Source organism: Ralstonia nicotianae, from assembly GCF_018243235.1.
GTDB lineage: Bacteria > Pseudomonadota > Gammaproteobacteria > Burkholderiales > Burkholderiaceae > Ralstonia > Ralstonia nicotianae.
Genome location: NZ_CP046674.1, coordinates 1,941,678 through 1,956,723 on the forward strand (window position 1 = coordinate 1,941,678; position 15,046 = coordinate 1,956,723).

The 15,046-nt window shown below is 68.8% G+C and carries 9 protein-coding genes; 3 read left to right on the plus strand and 6 right to left on the minus strand.

The window, feature by feature from the left end; genetic code table 11:
- Positions 1 to 2: 2 nt before the first annotated feature.
- The 5 genes from GO999_RS08805 to xopAD all read right to left on the minus strand — a co-directional run bounded on the left by GO999_RS08805 (position 3) and on the right by xopAD (position 11,547).
- Entirely contained in the window at positions 3 to 794 is a 792-nt protein-coding gene (locus GO999_RS08805) for a cyclase family protein (protein ID WP_011001773.1), read from the minus strand.
- Between the two features lie 36 nt (positions 795 to 830).
- Positions 831 to 1,382, minus strand: coding sequence for a flavin reductase family protein (locus GO999_RS08810; protein ID WP_211906142.1), 552 nt, complete (start codon positions 1,380 to 1,382; stop codon positions 831 to 833).
- A 10-nt stretch (positions 1,383 to 1,392) separates the two neighbouring features.
- The gene (locus GO999_RS08815) at positions 1,393 to 2,661 is read right to left on the minus strand and encodes a styrene monooxygenase/indole monooxygenase family protein (protein WP_211906143.1); all 1,269 of its coding nucleotides are present in this window, start codon (positions 2,659 to 2,661) and stop codon (positions 1,393 to 1,395) included.
- Positions 2,662 to 2,708: 47 nt separating this feature from the next.
- A complete protein-coding gene (locus GO999_RS08820) occupies positions 2,709 to 3,497 on the minus strand; it encodes an SDR family oxidoreductase (RefSeq protein WP_028853228.1) in 789 nt (262 codons plus the stop codon).
- A 577-nt stretch (positions 3,498 to 4,074) separates the two neighbouring features.
- Entirely contained in the window at positions 4,075 to 11,547 is a 7,473-nt protein-coding gene (gene xopAD / locus GO999_RS08825) for a XopAD/skwp family type III secretion system effector (RefSeq protein ID WP_211906144.1), read from the minus strand.
- 760 nt (positions 11,548 to 12,307) lie between these two features.
- On the opposite strand from xopAD, the gene GO999_RS08830 reads away from it, so the two are divergent.
- The 3 genes from GO999_RS08830 (at position 12,308) to GO999_RS08835 (ending at position 14,279) form a co-directional block, all read left to right on the plus strand.
- A complete protein-coding gene (locus GO999_RS08830; protein ID WP_249215012.1) occupies positions 12,308 to 12,922 on the plus strand; it encodes an aminotransferase class I/II-fold pyridoxal phosphate-dependent enzyme in 615 nt (204 codons plus the stop codon).
- A gap of 18 nt (positions 12,923 to 12,940) precedes the next feature.
- Positions 12,941 to 13,186 carry a hypothetical protein gene (locus GO999_RS24680; RefSeq protein ID WP_249215013.1) on the plus strand — a complete coding sequence of 82 codons (246 nt, stop codon included), beginning with the start codon at positions 12,941 to 12,943 and terminating at the stop codon, positions 13,184 to 13,186.
- Positions 13,187 to 13,391: 205 nt separating this feature from the next.
- Positions 13,392 to 14,279: an alpha/beta fold hydrolase gene (locus tag GO999_RS08835; RefSeq protein ID WP_173941574.1), complete on the plus strand. Its 888-nt coding sequence runs from the start codon at positions 13,392 to 13,394 to the stop codon at positions 14,277 to 14,279.
- Between the two features lie 288 nt (positions 14,280 to 14,567).
- Here the strand turns inward: GO999_RS08835 and GO999_RS08840 are convergent, their stop codons facing one another.
- Complete coding sequence (locus GO999_RS08840; protein WP_139274281.1) at positions 14,568 to 14,870, minus strand: hypothetical protein; 303 nt, start codon at positions 14,868 to 14,870, stop codon at positions 14,568 to 14,570.
- Positions 14,871 to 15,046 lie beyond the last annotated feature (176 nt).

The window sequence follows — 15,046 nt, forward strand, 5'->3', positions numbered from 1 at the left end:
GCTCACTCCACCAGCGCGAGCACGCGCAGCGGGCTGCCCGAGCCGCCCTCGATCTTGAGCGGCGCCGCCAGGATGAACGCCCCCCGCGGCGGCAGCTGATCGAGGTTCTTGAGGCATTGCAGGCCGTACCGGTTCGCCCCGTGCATCAGCGTGTGGCAGGGATAGGCCAGCGGCCACGCATAGGACTGCCCCGCATCGGTGTTGATGGTCTCCACGCCGAAGCCGTGCACATTGCGCTCGCCGATCAGCCATTCGACGGCTTCCTGCGTCGGCCCCGGCGTGTGGGCGCCGTCTTCCCGGATGTTGAGGAAGGCCGCCGCATCGCCCACCCGCAGCGACCAGTCCGTGCGGAACAGCACCCAGGCGCCCGCCGGGATGCGTCCGTGGCGCTGCTCCCAGGCCTGCAGGAAATCCACCGTCAGCAGCCAGTCTTCGTTCTCGCGCACCTGCGCGCTGGCATCGATCACCACGGCCGGCGCGACGAAGTTCTCCGGGGCGATGGTGTCCACGCTGTTGCCCGGGTAGTCGCGCCCCGTGATCCAGTGCGCGGGGGCATCGAAGTGGGTACCGGTGTGCTCGCCGCACGAGAAGTTGTTCCAGTACCAGGCAGGACCGGATGCGTCATAGTGCGAGATGCGCTCGATCTTGAACGGCTGGACCTGCCCGAACTGCGACGGCAGCTGCAGGGTCGGAAACGACGGCGACAGCGTCTGGGTCAGATCGACGACGCGGATGTTGCCGCGGGCCAATCCCGCGGCCAGCGCGGGCAGGATCGTTGGGGTGGTGGACGTCATGGGCTGTCTCCAGCGGTGCGCGATGAACGGGGCGGCCTACGAGGCCGCATGCAGCGACGTGAAGCGGCCGGCATGGAAGACCAGCGGCGTACCGGGCTGATTGGCGGTGCGCACCACGCGCCCGACCAGCAGCAGGTGATCGCCGACGTGCCGGCAGTGGTCGTGGGCGCAGACCAGGGTCGTGACCGCGCCGTCGATCGCGGGCACGCCTTCCGGCGTTTCCTGCAGCGCCACGCCGTCGAACTTGTCGAGCACGGCGGCGCTGGCGAAGCGCTTGGCCAGCGCCTCATGTCCGTTCGCCAGGATGTTGATGGCGAAGTGCGAGCACGCGCGGAACGCGTCCAGGTTGGGCGAGCGATCGACCAGGCTCCACAGCACGAGCGGCGGGGCCAGCGACAGCGTGGCGAAGGAGTTGATGGTCAGCCCCACGGCACGCCCGTCGGGCGTGCGCGTGGTGACGATCGCGACCCCGGTGGGGTAGCTGCCGAACAGATTGCGCAGCGCCTTGGGCTCGAGGTCGACGTTGCCCCAGGTGTGGTGGTGGTTGGCGCTCATGGCGGTGGGATCGGGGGCGAGGCATTGCAACATGGGATCCTCCTCAGGCCGTAGCCGTAGCCGTAGCCGTAGCCGTGGCCGGGGTGCGCTGGTGCTGCGCGATGAAGCCCTCGCAGGCTTGCGCGTCGGCCCACCACGGGAAGTAGCTCGGCGGGTGGTTGAAGCCGTTCGCGATCGTGCTGGCCAGCGAGGGCGCTTGCTCGGCCGTGCCCAGCAGGCCGAGGATGTGCGGCGGGGGCGGGGTCAGCAGCGAGTTGGTCCACTGCACGACCCATTGGGCGTAGTCCCAGAACTGCTCGAACGTCGCGTCCATCCAGTCGCGCGTGTAGGGCTGCTCGCCGCGGGCCAGGATGGCATCGAGATAGACCTTGCATGCCTTGGTCGCGTTGTTCGCGCCCTGGCCGGTGATCGGGTCGTTGGTGACCACGGCATCGCCCAGGCCGAACACCAGGCGGCCGGACGGCAGCGTCATCACCGGCTTGCGCACGGTCGGCGCGAACGCACCGGCCAGAATGCCCTTGTCGTCGGTCAGCTCGACATTGCGGGCCCGGTCCGCCTCCCACGGCAGATAGGTCTGCAGGAAGCGCCGGCTCGCGGCCAGGTGCTCCTGCGGCGTGCGCACGTCGCGCCAGCAATCCAGCGGGCCGCCGGGAACGCCTTCGAACACCATGATGTCGCACGGGCCGCTGAGCGTCAGCGCGGGGAAGACGAAGTACTCGCCCACGCCGGGAATCAGGTTGAACGCCACGCGGGAGTAATCCGGCGCCGGCTCCAGCCCGTGCACGTAGGTCAGCGCCAGGGCGCGCTGCGGCTTGTCGAACGGCGAGCGCGCGGCGTCGCGCTCGAACAGCTTGACCACCTCGCCCTTGCCGGCGGCGAGGATGACCAGGTCATGGCTTTGCGCCAGCGCTTCGAGTTCGGCGATGCCCGCGTCCTGGAGCAGCAGGCGGCCGCCGCGCGCTTGGACCTGCTCCAGCCACGCCGGCATCTTGACGCGCTGGTCCACCGACTGGGCCGGGCGGTCCAGCCGGGCGCTCCATTCGATGGCTTTCGCGCCGGCCTGCTCGGAGTGCGGCACGGCAAAGCCGATGCCCTCGACGGGCGGGCAGTCCGCCTCCCAATCGTTGATGCCGAGCTCGCGTTCGATCTGCAATGCCGGATCGAACATGCACTGGCTGGACATGACCTTGCCGCGGCGGATGTCGTCCGGTGTCCGGTTGCTGACGACGGTCACCTCGTAGCCTTTGTCCAGCAGCCCAAAGGCCAGCGGCAAGCCGGCCTGGCCACCGCCCACAATCGCGATTCGACGCATGAGAGTTCTCCTTGATGAAAGATCGGGCCCGGTCGGGCGGGTCTGCGTTATTCGGCCAGGCGCGCAATGGCCTGCTTGGCCTGCTCCGGCCCCATCGCCGAATAGCCGCCGTCGACCGCGTAGTCGGCGCCGGTCACGAAAGCGGCGTGCCCGGAGAGCAGGAACGCGACGACCTCCGCGACCTCCTCGGGATCGCCCACGCGCCGCAGCAGGTGGTAGTCGGCGGCCACGCGGTCCGTCTTGGCGCGGTCGCCGTGCGTGAGCGCATCCATGACGCGCGACCAGGTCCAGCCCGGCGACACGGAGTTCACCCGGATGCCATCGGCCGCGTAGTCCATCGCCATGCCCCGGGTCAGCTGCACCAGGGCGGCCTTGGAGACCGGGTAGAGCCAGCGTCCGGTCTGGGCGACCTTGGACGAGATGCTGGTGAAGTTGACGATCGCGCCGCCGCCCGCCGCCGCCAGGTGCGGGTGGACGGCGCGCGCGGCCATGACCGCGCTGACCAGGTTGACGTCCAGCGCCTTGAGCCAGTCTTCTCGCCCCGACTTCGCGCCGTCGTCGAGATAGGTGGCGGCGAGGTTCACCAGGAAATCCACCCGCCCGAAGTGGGCCGCCGCGTCGGCAACGCCGCGCTCCAGTTGCCGGTCGTCCGTGATGTCCACCGGCCAGAAGCGGGTGCCGTCGGAGTCCTCGGCCGCGACGCGGTTGCCGCTGGCCGCGTCGATATCGAACAGCGCCACCTTGACCCGGTAGCTGCGAAGCGTGCGGACAACGGCCGCGCCGATCAGGGTGGCGCCGCCGGTGACGATGGCCACCTTGCCTTCAAGACCTTTCATAGGAATCTCACCTTGCTCACGAAAATCGCTGCGGGACGGTCCGCCCGCCGCCAGGCGGCGGCCGGGATGGAGCGGTCATCGAGGTCGTCGCGATTGCGCGATCCGCCGGCCGCAGGGTCCGCCCCGGGGGCCGCGTGGGGCGCAATCGGCGCGACGCTTGACTGCATAATGGACCGCCGCACGACGGTGGGCATATCCACTTCGTGCTGCGGCTATCCGTCGCTTGCCGGTATTCGGATCGCGTGCGCACCAGGGCAACAACGATGGCGGATGGCGGTTCCGGCCGTGGATCCGGGGCGGAACGCGGGGCGGGGCCGTGCCAGCGGTGAGAGCGCTGGCGCGGTCTTGAGCGCGGCGTCCGGGCCGAGCTTGCGTGCAGGCCAGCGCTCCGCGCCGCGTTGTGGAGACGTTGCGTGCGGCCGGTATGGGCCCGGCTTCACACGCGCCAGGGGCGTGCGCGGCGCTTGCGGCCGCCCTGCGCACGAGGCCGGCAGAATCATGATCCGCTGCCGACCCAGGCGGGCGGGCCGCATCGCTCCGGGAACGATGCCGACGCCCGCCCGTTGCCGCGCCTGGGCTATGGCCGATGGCCGGCACGCTTGCCCTGCTGGGGTCGCTCGGGCCGCTGGGGCCGATGGGGTGACGTCGCACGAGGCGGCGCAGCGTCGCGCAAGGCGTCGAAGTCTACGATGCTCTTGGCGCCCGTGGGCAGCGCAACCTGGGCGGCACGCTCCCGGCGGAGCTGCTGCCGCTGCGCATTGGCCTGCTGGAGCCGCAGCCGCTTGGCGGGATCCTGCTCGAGCCCGATCCTCAGTTCCTGGTCCTGCCACGCGCGGTACAGCGGGTGGCTGGTGTTTCTGGCGCGCAGGCTGTCTTCGGTATGGAACTGCATCTCGAAATCCCGCCCGGCGGGCGAGCGCACGATGACATTGAGGCCGGCGTAGGTCGTGCCGGGAACGGCAAAGCCGTTCCGGATCCGCATGATGCGCAGCCCCTTGGCCTCCAGCGCCTGCCGCGCCTGCCTGAACCCGGCGCCGAACTGATCGGCCGGCAGCAGCACGACCCAGCGCATCGCATCGCGTACGCTTGCCGCCGCCTGTTCGAGCGACAGCCCCTTGAGCGCCTGGTAGCGCTCGATCTTCTTGCGCACGGAGCTGGCTTGCTTCGGCGTGCTGTGCTGCTTGGCGATGGCCAGGCCGATCGCTTCCAGCAGCGGCGTGACCTCCCGCTGGATGGCCCGGGCCTGGGCGGTGACCCGCTCGACGTGCCCGGCCAGGCCATCGCGCGCGGGGTGCGTGCCGGCGGCGGGCGCGCGCGGGCGCTCGGTCCGCAGCGGCGCGCTATCCCAGTCCAGGATGTGCTCGCCGCCCGGGGGCGTGGCGACCGGCGCAAAGGCCTCCCGGGCCTGGTCCAGCGCGGCGTGGCGCTGTTCGGTGTCGGCGCCCGCCAGGTACAGCGACTGCGCTTGCTTGTAGTCGTCGTGGAAGCGCGCTTTGAGCGCGAAGGTCTCCTGCGTATGGAACTGGATCTCCAGGCGCACGGCCTTGTCGTCGCCATCGCCCGCCGTGAAGCCGACGTTCACGCCCTTGAAGGCGGTATGGTTGAGCACGAAGCTGTTGCGGACCTGCGTCCTCGTCAGCCCCAGGGTGTCGAGCCGGCCCAGGATGTCGGCATATCGCTGCACAAAGGTCTGCGCGTCCAGCACGATGCTGTAGCGCAGCGCATCCTCCACCGTTGCCGCGGCGGCTTGCGGCGACAGACGTCCCTTGTGCATCAGCCTGAGCAGCTTGTCGAACAGCGACGACGCCGATTTCAGGCGATGCGCCTCGCCGCGCGATTCGCCGATCCCGTCGATGGCGCGCTCGACCATGCCGGTCACGCGCGCCTCGGCCTGTTCGGCGGCCGCGTGCAGCGCATGCGCGAGCTGCCACACGCGGGATGCGGTCTCGGCGCTCACCGCTCCCGGGGCCGGGGCCGTGTCGATCAGCCCCAGCGGCTGCAGCTCTTCGAGCGCCATCTCCATCAGCCCGGCCGCGAGCGTGGGGTTGTCGCGCAGCAGCAGGCGTTCGGCCGGCACGTCGATGCCCTCGCGCAGCTTCTTCACCAGTCCGTTCTTGGTGTAGGGCATGAGGCGGATGCGGTCGGGCTCGCTGCGCAGCGCACGGTCCAGCCGCTCGGCGATCTTGAGGTACACGTCGGTCTGCGTCGCCGCCTTGGGCGCGTCGGTGCCGACCTTCACGCCCAGCGTGAGCAGGTTGCGCAAGGTCTCCATCGGCGCGGCGGGTACGTAGCCGAGCTGCATCTCCGGGAGGGGGAGGGGATCGTCGGCGCAGTCTTCCGGCAGGGCCGTGCCGGGGTGGGGCAGCAGGGCGGTCGGGTAGTGGCTTGCCAGCGCCTCCAGCCGCTCGCGCGCCGTGCCGGCCTGCGCATAGGCATCGGCAAGCGAAGTGAAGCGTTGCGCGAGGGCGCTCGGCAAGGCCTGCGGCTGCCCGGCGGGGGCGGGCGGCGCGTCCGGTGCCTGCACAAAGGCTTCCAGCTGGTCCCGCAGGGCTTTCGCCGCCTGGCGGGCCACCGGGTGCTGGGCATGCGCCGCGCCCAGGCGCGCCCGCTCGCACAGCGCCTGCAGCGATGCCGGCGTGGCCGCGCCCGGGTTGTAGAGCAGCCGGCGCAGGCCGCGCCGGAGTTCGCGCCGGGTGCCCTCGAAGGTGCCAAAGATTGCCTGCTCGGCGATCCGTTCGCGCAGCGCCTGCGGCTGGCCCCAGAAGTGGAACTGAAAGGTGCTCATGCGCCGGACCAGCTCCTGCCCGCGCACCGCCGAGAGCACCTCCACGGCGCGGCCGGCATGGTACTGACCCGCTTCGTCCACGGCCGCGCGGGCCGTCTTGACCGGCTTGAACGAGGGCATCCTGCCGATCCGCCGCTCCCGCGCGGCGAAGAACCCGTCGATCGCCTGGGCCATCTTCGGCGCGCCGGCGTACACGAACACCTTGTCGCCGTCGCAGTCGGCATCGCGCTTGCCGAGTTCATCGATGGGCACGGCGATCAGCGCGCCCGGCGCAAAGATGTCCTTGACACGCAGGCTGCCCACCGTGTTCATGCACGCCGGCAAGCGGTCGCGCTCGCGGCGCCGGGTCCAGCTCGAATGGATCTTCATGTCTTCCGTCGACCAGACCCACTGCGCATCGTTGCCCTTTGGCCAGAGCGCATCGGGCACCACGATGGTGACGCCCTTGCCGTGCAGCATCGGCGCATCGTCGCTGGGGGTGCGGGTCCGGCTCTCGTCCCAGGCGGTGTAGCTGTACTGGAACGCAAAGGCGGTGTCGAGGAAGCGCGCGGTGGCATCGCCTTGCCCGGGCGTGCCGACGCGCTCGGCCGGTATCGGCATCAGGTTGGGCTTGTCGTAGGGCGGCTTGCCCAGCAGCACAGGCCCGCCGGCGCGATCGAACGGGCCGCTTTTTTCGCCGGGCAGGTAGACCTTGCTGTCGGCCGAGGGGACGGCAATGCCCTGGACACCGGTGATGCCCGCGCCGACGAGCAGCTCGTAGAGCCTGGTCGTGCCGAGCCGGTGCGTGCCATCGGGCACCTCTGCCTGCCAAAGCGTCGCGTCCTCTTGCAGTGTCCGGCGCAGATGCGTGCGCGCTTCCTCGATCGCTGCAGCGTTGCGCGGATAGTGATGCGTGGCCTGCGGGGGCAGGCTCGTCATGCGCGGTGCAGGCGGCTGCGGCTCGGCTTGCCGGCGTGAGCGGGCCCATTCGTCCATCGCCGCGGCCATGGCCGGAATCCGGCGCGCGAGCGACTCCCGGATAAAGCCGCAGCCGTCATGGGAGACCAGGTGGATCGGCTCGCCGGTGGGCAGACGCAGCGCGAACGCCGGCGCGGTGCCCTGCGGCCGGTCGGCCTGCAGCGCAAGGCGGACCGGCCCCTCGACCACGTGGTCGCGCGGCACGACTTCGAGCAGTGCGCGCTGCATGCGGTACCAGTCTTCGCGCTGCGGGTTGAGCTTGCGGATCACGTCCTTCATCAGCGGCGCGTGCGGCACGGTGTCGGCCAACCGGATCGCGGGAATGCGGCCATAGCGCTTGGCGGAGCCCTGGGCGCCGGACAGCATCTCGAACACGCGCGTATTGGGCGGCGTCAGGTGGCTGCCGCCGAACAGGTCCATGCGCAGCAGGTCGCCGTTGTGCTGGAGGGTGCGCGCCAGCATGAACGCACTGAGCTTGCCGGGCAGCTCGACCTCGATCAGCGGCAGCTTCCCGCCCGTCAGGCGCGTGAAGAACGAGTAGTTCGCCAGCGCATCGGGGCCGGACCGGATGGGGTTCCCGCGCATGTCGACGACCTGCAGCGCTGCCGCGCCCGCTTCGCTGCCCATCAGGTCCCGCACGGCCGACAGGCCGCGCAGCTCGCGCCGCACGGCGGCCACGTCCAGCCGCGTGGGCGGATGGGCGGTGGTGATCCGGTCCATGTCGCGGTGCAGCTTCAGGTCCAGGGCGTCGAGCACGTGGTCGCCGGCCTCGATCTGGGCGATGAGGTTCCAGCTCATCTCGTCCAGATCGCCCTCGATGGCCCCGCGCACCTGCTCCAGCGTGTTGCCGATCCAGGCCTGGAGCGCCTCGCGCCGCTGCGCGACCCGGGCGCGATCGTCCGCCGCGTTGCGCTGTTTCCACTGGCCGGCCACCACGGCATACGTCTTGAGCAGCAGGAAGAATGTCAGGCCGGGACGCCGGACACCGAACGCTTCGCCCTCCGGGGACCGGGCCTTCGCGAGCGCCGCCGAAGCCGCGTGGGCATCGGTGTAGTGCTGCACCTTGCGTGCGACGTCGGGCTGCATCCGTTCCAGCAGCCGCAGCGCATCGATGCGGAACGGCTTGAGATCGGGCGAACGGACCAGCGGCAGTAGCCCGGCCGCCAGGCTGCCGAGGGTTTCCAGGCTGTCGGGCCGCAAGCGCGTCTGCTCGTGCAGGGCTTGCAGGCGCTGCAAGCCCTGGCGAGCAAGCAGTTTCAGGCCGTCCTTGAGCCCGGCGGTGGCCAGCGCCTTGAAGACCATCGCGACATCACGCGTCTCGGCTGCGTCCAGCCCCGCGGGGCGCACGCTCAGATGCGCGGCCAGTTCGCGCAGGCAGGCGTGCATCATGGACAGCGCCGCGTTTGCCTGGCCATCGTCGTCTTCGTCGTCGGGGGCGGCCGCACCGGCCAGGCCGGCCGCGAAGCGCGCGATGCCGTTGGCCAGTTTCGCCAGCGAGCCCATGTCGAAGGCCCCGAACGGCCGGCTGCTGCCGCCCAGCGCATCGGCCAGGCCGAGGGCCGCCTGCTGGCAGGCCTCGCTTTGCGGCCACTTGCTCAGCGCATTGAGCGCGCTGGCGAACTGCTGCGCGCTCATGGCCCGCAGCAACTCAGGCTCCCTGCCCAAGCGGGCAGCCAGGCGTTCGGCCGCCATCCGGCAAGTGTCCGCTTCCGGCCACCGGCTCAGCGCGCCAAGCGCGCCGACGATGCCCAGCACATCCATCGCCTGCCGCAGGTCGGCCTCTTCCGCCAGCCGCGCGGCCAGGTGGTCGGCGGCGGCCTTGCAGACAGCCGTATCCGGCCATTTGCTCAGGGCGTTGAGTGCGTTGGCGATTCCCTGCGCATCCAGCGCTTGCCGAAGATCGGCCTGCTTGTCCAGGTAGGCGGCCAGGCGCTCGGCGGCCAGGCGGCAATCGTCCGTGTCCGGCCATTTGCTCAGCGCGCTGAGCGTGCTGGCGAATTCCTGTGCGTTCATGGCCTGCCACAGGGCGGGGTCGCGCAGCAGCTGTCCGGCCAGAAGCTCGGCGGCCAGGCAGCAGTTGGCGGCGGTCGGCCACTTGCTCAGCGCATTGAGCGCGTTGGCCATGCCTTGCGGACTGAGGGCGCGCCGGATTCCGGCCTCGTCTGCCAGCCGGGCCGCCAGGTGCTCGGCGGCGGCCTTGCAGACGGCCGTGTCCGGCCACTTGCTCAGCGCATTGAGCGTGCTGGCGACACCCTGCGCGTCCAGCGCTTGCCGCAGGTCGGCATCCGTGGCCAGGCGTTCGGCCAGGTGTTCGGCGGCCACGCGGCAGCCTTCGACATCCGACCACTTGCTCAGCGCATTCAGCGCGTTGGCGACCCCTTGCGCGTCCAGCGCCCGCCGCAGCGCCGCATCCTCGGCCAGCCGGGCGGCCAGGTGCTTGGCGACCGTCCGGCAGTCGTCCGCGTTCGGCCATTTGCTCAACCCATTGAGCGCGTTGGCAACGCCTTGCGCATCCAGCGCCTGCCGCAGGTCACCGTCTTGCGCCAGCCGGGCGGCCAGATAGCCGGCAGCGATCCGGCAATCGCTGGCCTCCGGCCATTTGCCCAGCGCGCTCAGGGTGCTGGCGATCCCTAACGCGTCCAGCGCCTGCCGCAGCACGGCATCCTGGGCCAGCCGGACGGCCAGGCACTGGGCTGCCCTCCCGCAGTCGTTCGACTTCGGCCATTTGCTCAGCCCACTGAGCGTGCTGACGAACTGCTGGGCACTCAAGGCCCACCGCAGGTCGGCTTCGTCGGCCAGCCGGACCGCCAGGCATTCGGCGGCCGCTTTGCAGAACGCTTCGTCCGGCCATTTGCCCACGGCGCCGACCGCGTTGGCGACCTGCTGCGCGCTCATCGCCTGGCGCAGGCGGCTCTCCTTGGCCACCCGTTCGGCCAGCAGCACGGCGGCCAGGCGGCAAGCCTTGTTGTTGGGCCACTTGCTCAGCGCATTGAGCGCGTTGGCGACATTCTGCGCGCTCATCGCCTGGAGCAGGCCGCGCTCCCTGGCCAGCCGCTCGGCCAGGCGTTCGACCGCCTGGCCGCAGGCATCGGCGTCCGGCCACTTGCACAGGGCGTTGAGCGCAAGGGCGACCCCCTGCGCATTCAGGGTCAACAGGATCCGCTCATCGTCCGCCACCCGGCCGGCCAGTTGCAGGGCTGCGGTCCGGCACGCTTGCGCCTTCGGCCACTTGCTTATCGCGTTGAGTGCGTTGGCAACCTGCTGCGCGCTCAGCGCCTGGCGCAGGCGGCTCTCCTTGGCCAGGCGGTCGGCCAGACGTTCCACGGCCTGCCGGCAAGCGTCCGAGTCGGGCCATTTGCTCAGGGCATTGAGCGTGCTGGCGACCTCCTGCGCGGTCATCGCGCGCAACGTGCCGGCCGCCTCGGCCAGCCACGCGGCCAGGCGTTCGGCGGCGGTCTGGCAGACGGCATTGTCGGGCCATTTGCTCATCGCGTTGAACAACAGGCTGATGCTCTGCGTCGCCAAGGCTTCCGTGCAATGGTCCAGCCCCTGGCTCGCGATCCGGGCCACGGCCCGCTCGCAGCGCAGGCTGTCCGTATTCTTTGAGAACGCATTGGCCAGCAAGGCCAACTGCTTGCCATTGAGCCGCGGCAAGCGCACGGGCGCCAGCACCTGGCCGGCGATCCAGGCAACGGCCTCCATGGCTGCCGGCCGGGTCGGATATTTGCTCAGGAGATTGCCCAGGTTGCTCAACTGCGGGCAGGGAGCCCCGTCGAACCAGTCCGTCTTGAACAGATAGCTCGCCGCGAGATCGACGCAGCGCTCGAGCTGGCGTTGCCCGTGCCGGCCAGCCTGGGCGGAAGACTGGCTCAGCACCCACAGGTAGTCGCCCACGCGCCGGGCGTTTTCCTCCGCGGACACCGCCCCATCGAGAAAGACCAGGGCCTGGCCGCACCCATTGCGCCGGGCGAGGATGTTATCGCTCGTCAGCTGGGCGCAGAGCTGCAGATCGACCTTTCGATTCCAGGCATCTTGCACCAGCGCCTGAAGCTGCCAGCACTGCTCTTCGCGCTGGGCATCGAGCTGCCGGAGCGCCGCGGTGTCCAGCCAACGCCCGTACTCGGCAAGCTGCGCCGGCGTAGGCCCAGCGTCGGCCCCGGCACGCCGTGAGCCAGGCGGAGAAATGCAGGAGCGCTCGCGGCCGGCGCTTCGCATCGGATCACTGGTGGAGGCATCTTCCGGGCGTGGCTCGGAGGTGGCGCGCTCCGGGACCTCGCGCTCGACAGGCTCGGACACCCGCGATTCCATGCGGCGAGGGAGCGACCTGGCCGTCTGCGGCATGCCGCCTGACGAGCCCGCGCCCGGCACAGCGCTCCGCCTGGCGTGATGCAGGCCCCCCAGGGGGCTGTCCATTCGGGTGCGTCGGCGGTTGTCCGGCGGTGGCGTCTGCGGCGGCGTGTCGGGCTGCGGCGCCGGCGAGGCACCGCGTGAAGCGTTCAGACCAGAGGAGATTCGGGAGTAACCCATACGTGATGGCAATCGGATGCAGAAGCCCAGGGCGAGCACACACCAGTGGCGGTGCAATCGGTTTGGGGGCGCCTGAAAACCAGCCCGTAAGGCACAAGACTGTTGAACAATCGCTCGGCTCGCGCGGAGCGAAGAGGGGGATGCGCGGTATTGTCTGGAAACCAGCTTCCGCTTTTTGAAGGGGGGAGCCATTCTCTACCCGATCGCGCGATCGGGCTGATCCGACTGCGAAGATCCGTTCCGGCTTGCGAAGCGTGGCGTGGCGTGGCGTGCCGCGGCGCGGGCCTCATACGCGAGGGCGATCCCGGCGGCAACGTGAAAAGGCTTCGGCCCAGGCGGTGCAGGGCAGGGCGGCATCATGCGCCCGCGATTCGGTCCTTGCCGGCCCGATCATGAAACCGGCGCGGCTGTCGCAGATCAGGTCCGCGTTTGCGCGCGATCCGCTCGCCGGGCCGTCATCCCGCCGCCCGGATTGAGGCCAATCGGCCTGAAGCTATGGCTTCGCGGCCAAGACCAGGCGCATCTGGTCACGCAGCCAGGCATGACCGGGCACGCCGGCATGCCGCCGATGAAAATAGACCTCCAGCGAATACGGCGGAATCGGAAAGGGCGCCGGATAGATCGTCAGCGCAAGCGTGCTGCCCAATGCCAGGGCGACGCGCCGGCGCCGCTCGTCCTGGAAGACGGCCGCTATCGCTTCGACGCGGCGATCTTCGAGCAGGCCATTCGTGACGACACGCGGCTGTTCATCCTCTCCAATCCGCACAATCCCACGGGCAACGTCTGGTCGGAAGACGACCTGCGCACGATGGGCGAGATCTGCCTGCGCCACGGCATCCTGGTGATCGCCGACGAGATCCACCAGGACTTCGTCCTGGCGCCGTCGCGGCGGCACATTCCCTTTGCCTCCCTGGACCCGCGCTTCGCCGCGCACAGCCTGACGTGCACCTCGGCCAGCAAGACCTTCAACCTGGCCGGCCTGCAATGCGCAAACCTGATCATTTCCGACCGCCGGCTGCGTGACACCTTCATCCGGCAACTCGAGCGCAACCAGTTCAACGTAGTCAACCTGCTCGGCATGGTGGCCACCGAGGCGGCCTATGCCCGAGGCGAGCCCTGGCTGGAAGCCATGCTGGCTTACATTCGCGCAAACTAGCAGCATTTCGCCGCCACCGTGAACGCGGCGGACTGGGGCCTGCGCGTACACGAGATGGACGCGCTTTACCTTGCCTGGATCGACTGCCGTCCGCTTGGCCTGTCGGCGGAGGCACTGGAGCACTTCATGCTGACCCGCGCGCGCATCTGGTTCGACAAAGGGCAGAAATTCGGCGCCGAAGGGCATGGTTTCCTGCGCGCGAACCTGGGCTGTCCGCGGGCCGTTGTCGATGATGCGTTGGCGAGGCTGGCGGGGGCGATGTAGGCTGGCTCGGCCGGCGCGCAAGCCCCGGCCGCCAGCACGACGCTGACTACGCTCATGCTTAGAATCCCGAAAGTTTCCGATCATGACAACGACTAACCAAGACCCAGCCCAACCGCCATCGGCCGCATCGTCTTCGGAGCGTTCCCCGGCCGGCGCAGCAGCCTCAGAACCGCGTAGCGCCGACCAGCCGCGAGGGAGGGGTTCCGTGGGCGCCTTCGTGGACCACTGTCTCGCAAAGCATGCGCGAGGGCAGTCTGCCTGGCTGCAGAACGGACTGCGAACGACCTTCGTCGAGACGTCTGCGGGACGCGTTCGCGTGCACGATTCCGGATCCACGAAGCCTTGTGTCGTGATGGCTCCCGACGGGCCGAACACAATCGAGCACTATGCTCGATTGATCGAGCTCCTATCGCCCGCGCTGCGTGTGGTGTGCTTCGATATGCCCGGCTTTGGATACTCCATCCCCGCGCCAAGGTATTCGCACACATTGGACGAGGGCGCACGCGCCATACTGGATGTGCTCGATCGCTTGAACATCGGGAGGGCAACGCTGGCGTTCAGCTGCGCCAACGGTTTGTATGCCGTAAACGCAGCCAGGATGGCACCGGATCGAGTGGCCGGCCTGGTGCTGTCGCAGACGCCATCCCTCGCATCGATGCAGGCTTGGGTCGATCGGACCATCCCGTGGCCGCTGCGCATTCCGGTCGCGGGGCAGGCGATCGCATGGTTATTCCGGAAAAAGCTGGTCAAGAGTTGGTATCCGATGGCGCTGCCCAAAGGGCGGAAACACCTCTTCAGAGACACGGCACTCGATGCGATGCATTGCGGCGCCTGTTTTTGCCTGGCGGGCATCGTGCAGGGATTGACCCGGGAAACGATGCCATCGGCGAACGCAATGGCGGTTCCTTGCACCATGATCTGGGGCGGCAGTGATCCATCCCACGCGCCGACCGATCCCACCTCATTGCACCAGTGCGCTCCGCATGCGGAGATCGAAATCTTTGAGGAATGCGGGCATTTCCCGGATGTCGAGGCGCCCGAGCGGTTTGCCGCGCTTCTGATGCGGCATGCCATGCGCAATGCGATGGGCTGAGAAGTCCGCGTTGCCTGCAGGCCGGGCTTGTGCTCACACAGTTCCACAGATTTGTTGCAAGCGCCCGAGAATGGGCGCCCTAGCGCAGATCGCCGACGACTACGAGACCCGGTTACCTTGGAATCTGACGCCGGCGCAGTCTTGGTTTACGAAAGGCCCCTCGAAGCAGGCTTGCCGAAGCCTATGCAATTCCACTCCTTGCCCGTGAGGACAAGGGATACGCCGACATGGCCGCGCAACAAGCTTTGCGTGAATGCAAGGCAGGGCAGGGCCATGCATGGATTGCGGTCAGGCCTTCATCCAAGCCGCCGCGGCACTGTTTAGTGCATTGATCAGGTCTGTGCTATCCGGCGTAGCGTCGTTTTTTTTCCCGGCGTTGCGGTGATTATTTGCACTGATTGCGCTCGCTTGTGCCAGCAAGTTGTCAGTATTTTTGTTTCGTGACTCAAACAAAGCCAATGCGGGGTTTTTCTGCGTAGCCTTCCGGCGCGCATCATGGAGGTTTCCTATCGCCGTATCCAGTTGCTCAATAGCGTTTCCGGTCTGCGTCGAGGTCGATGCGCTGCTGCTACCACCAATGCGATTTCTCATTGTTCCAATTCAGTAGGTTACAAGAACGAAGATTCTTGCTGAAACCGGGTCGTACAGCGCCGCGCGCCCCGAAGTTTTTGAAACCATGGCGAACGTAAGGCGGAAGACGATGCGGGCGGAAGCCGTACGATCCTCATCTCTTGTGGACCGGAGTCGCGGCCGACTTTTTCGGGGGG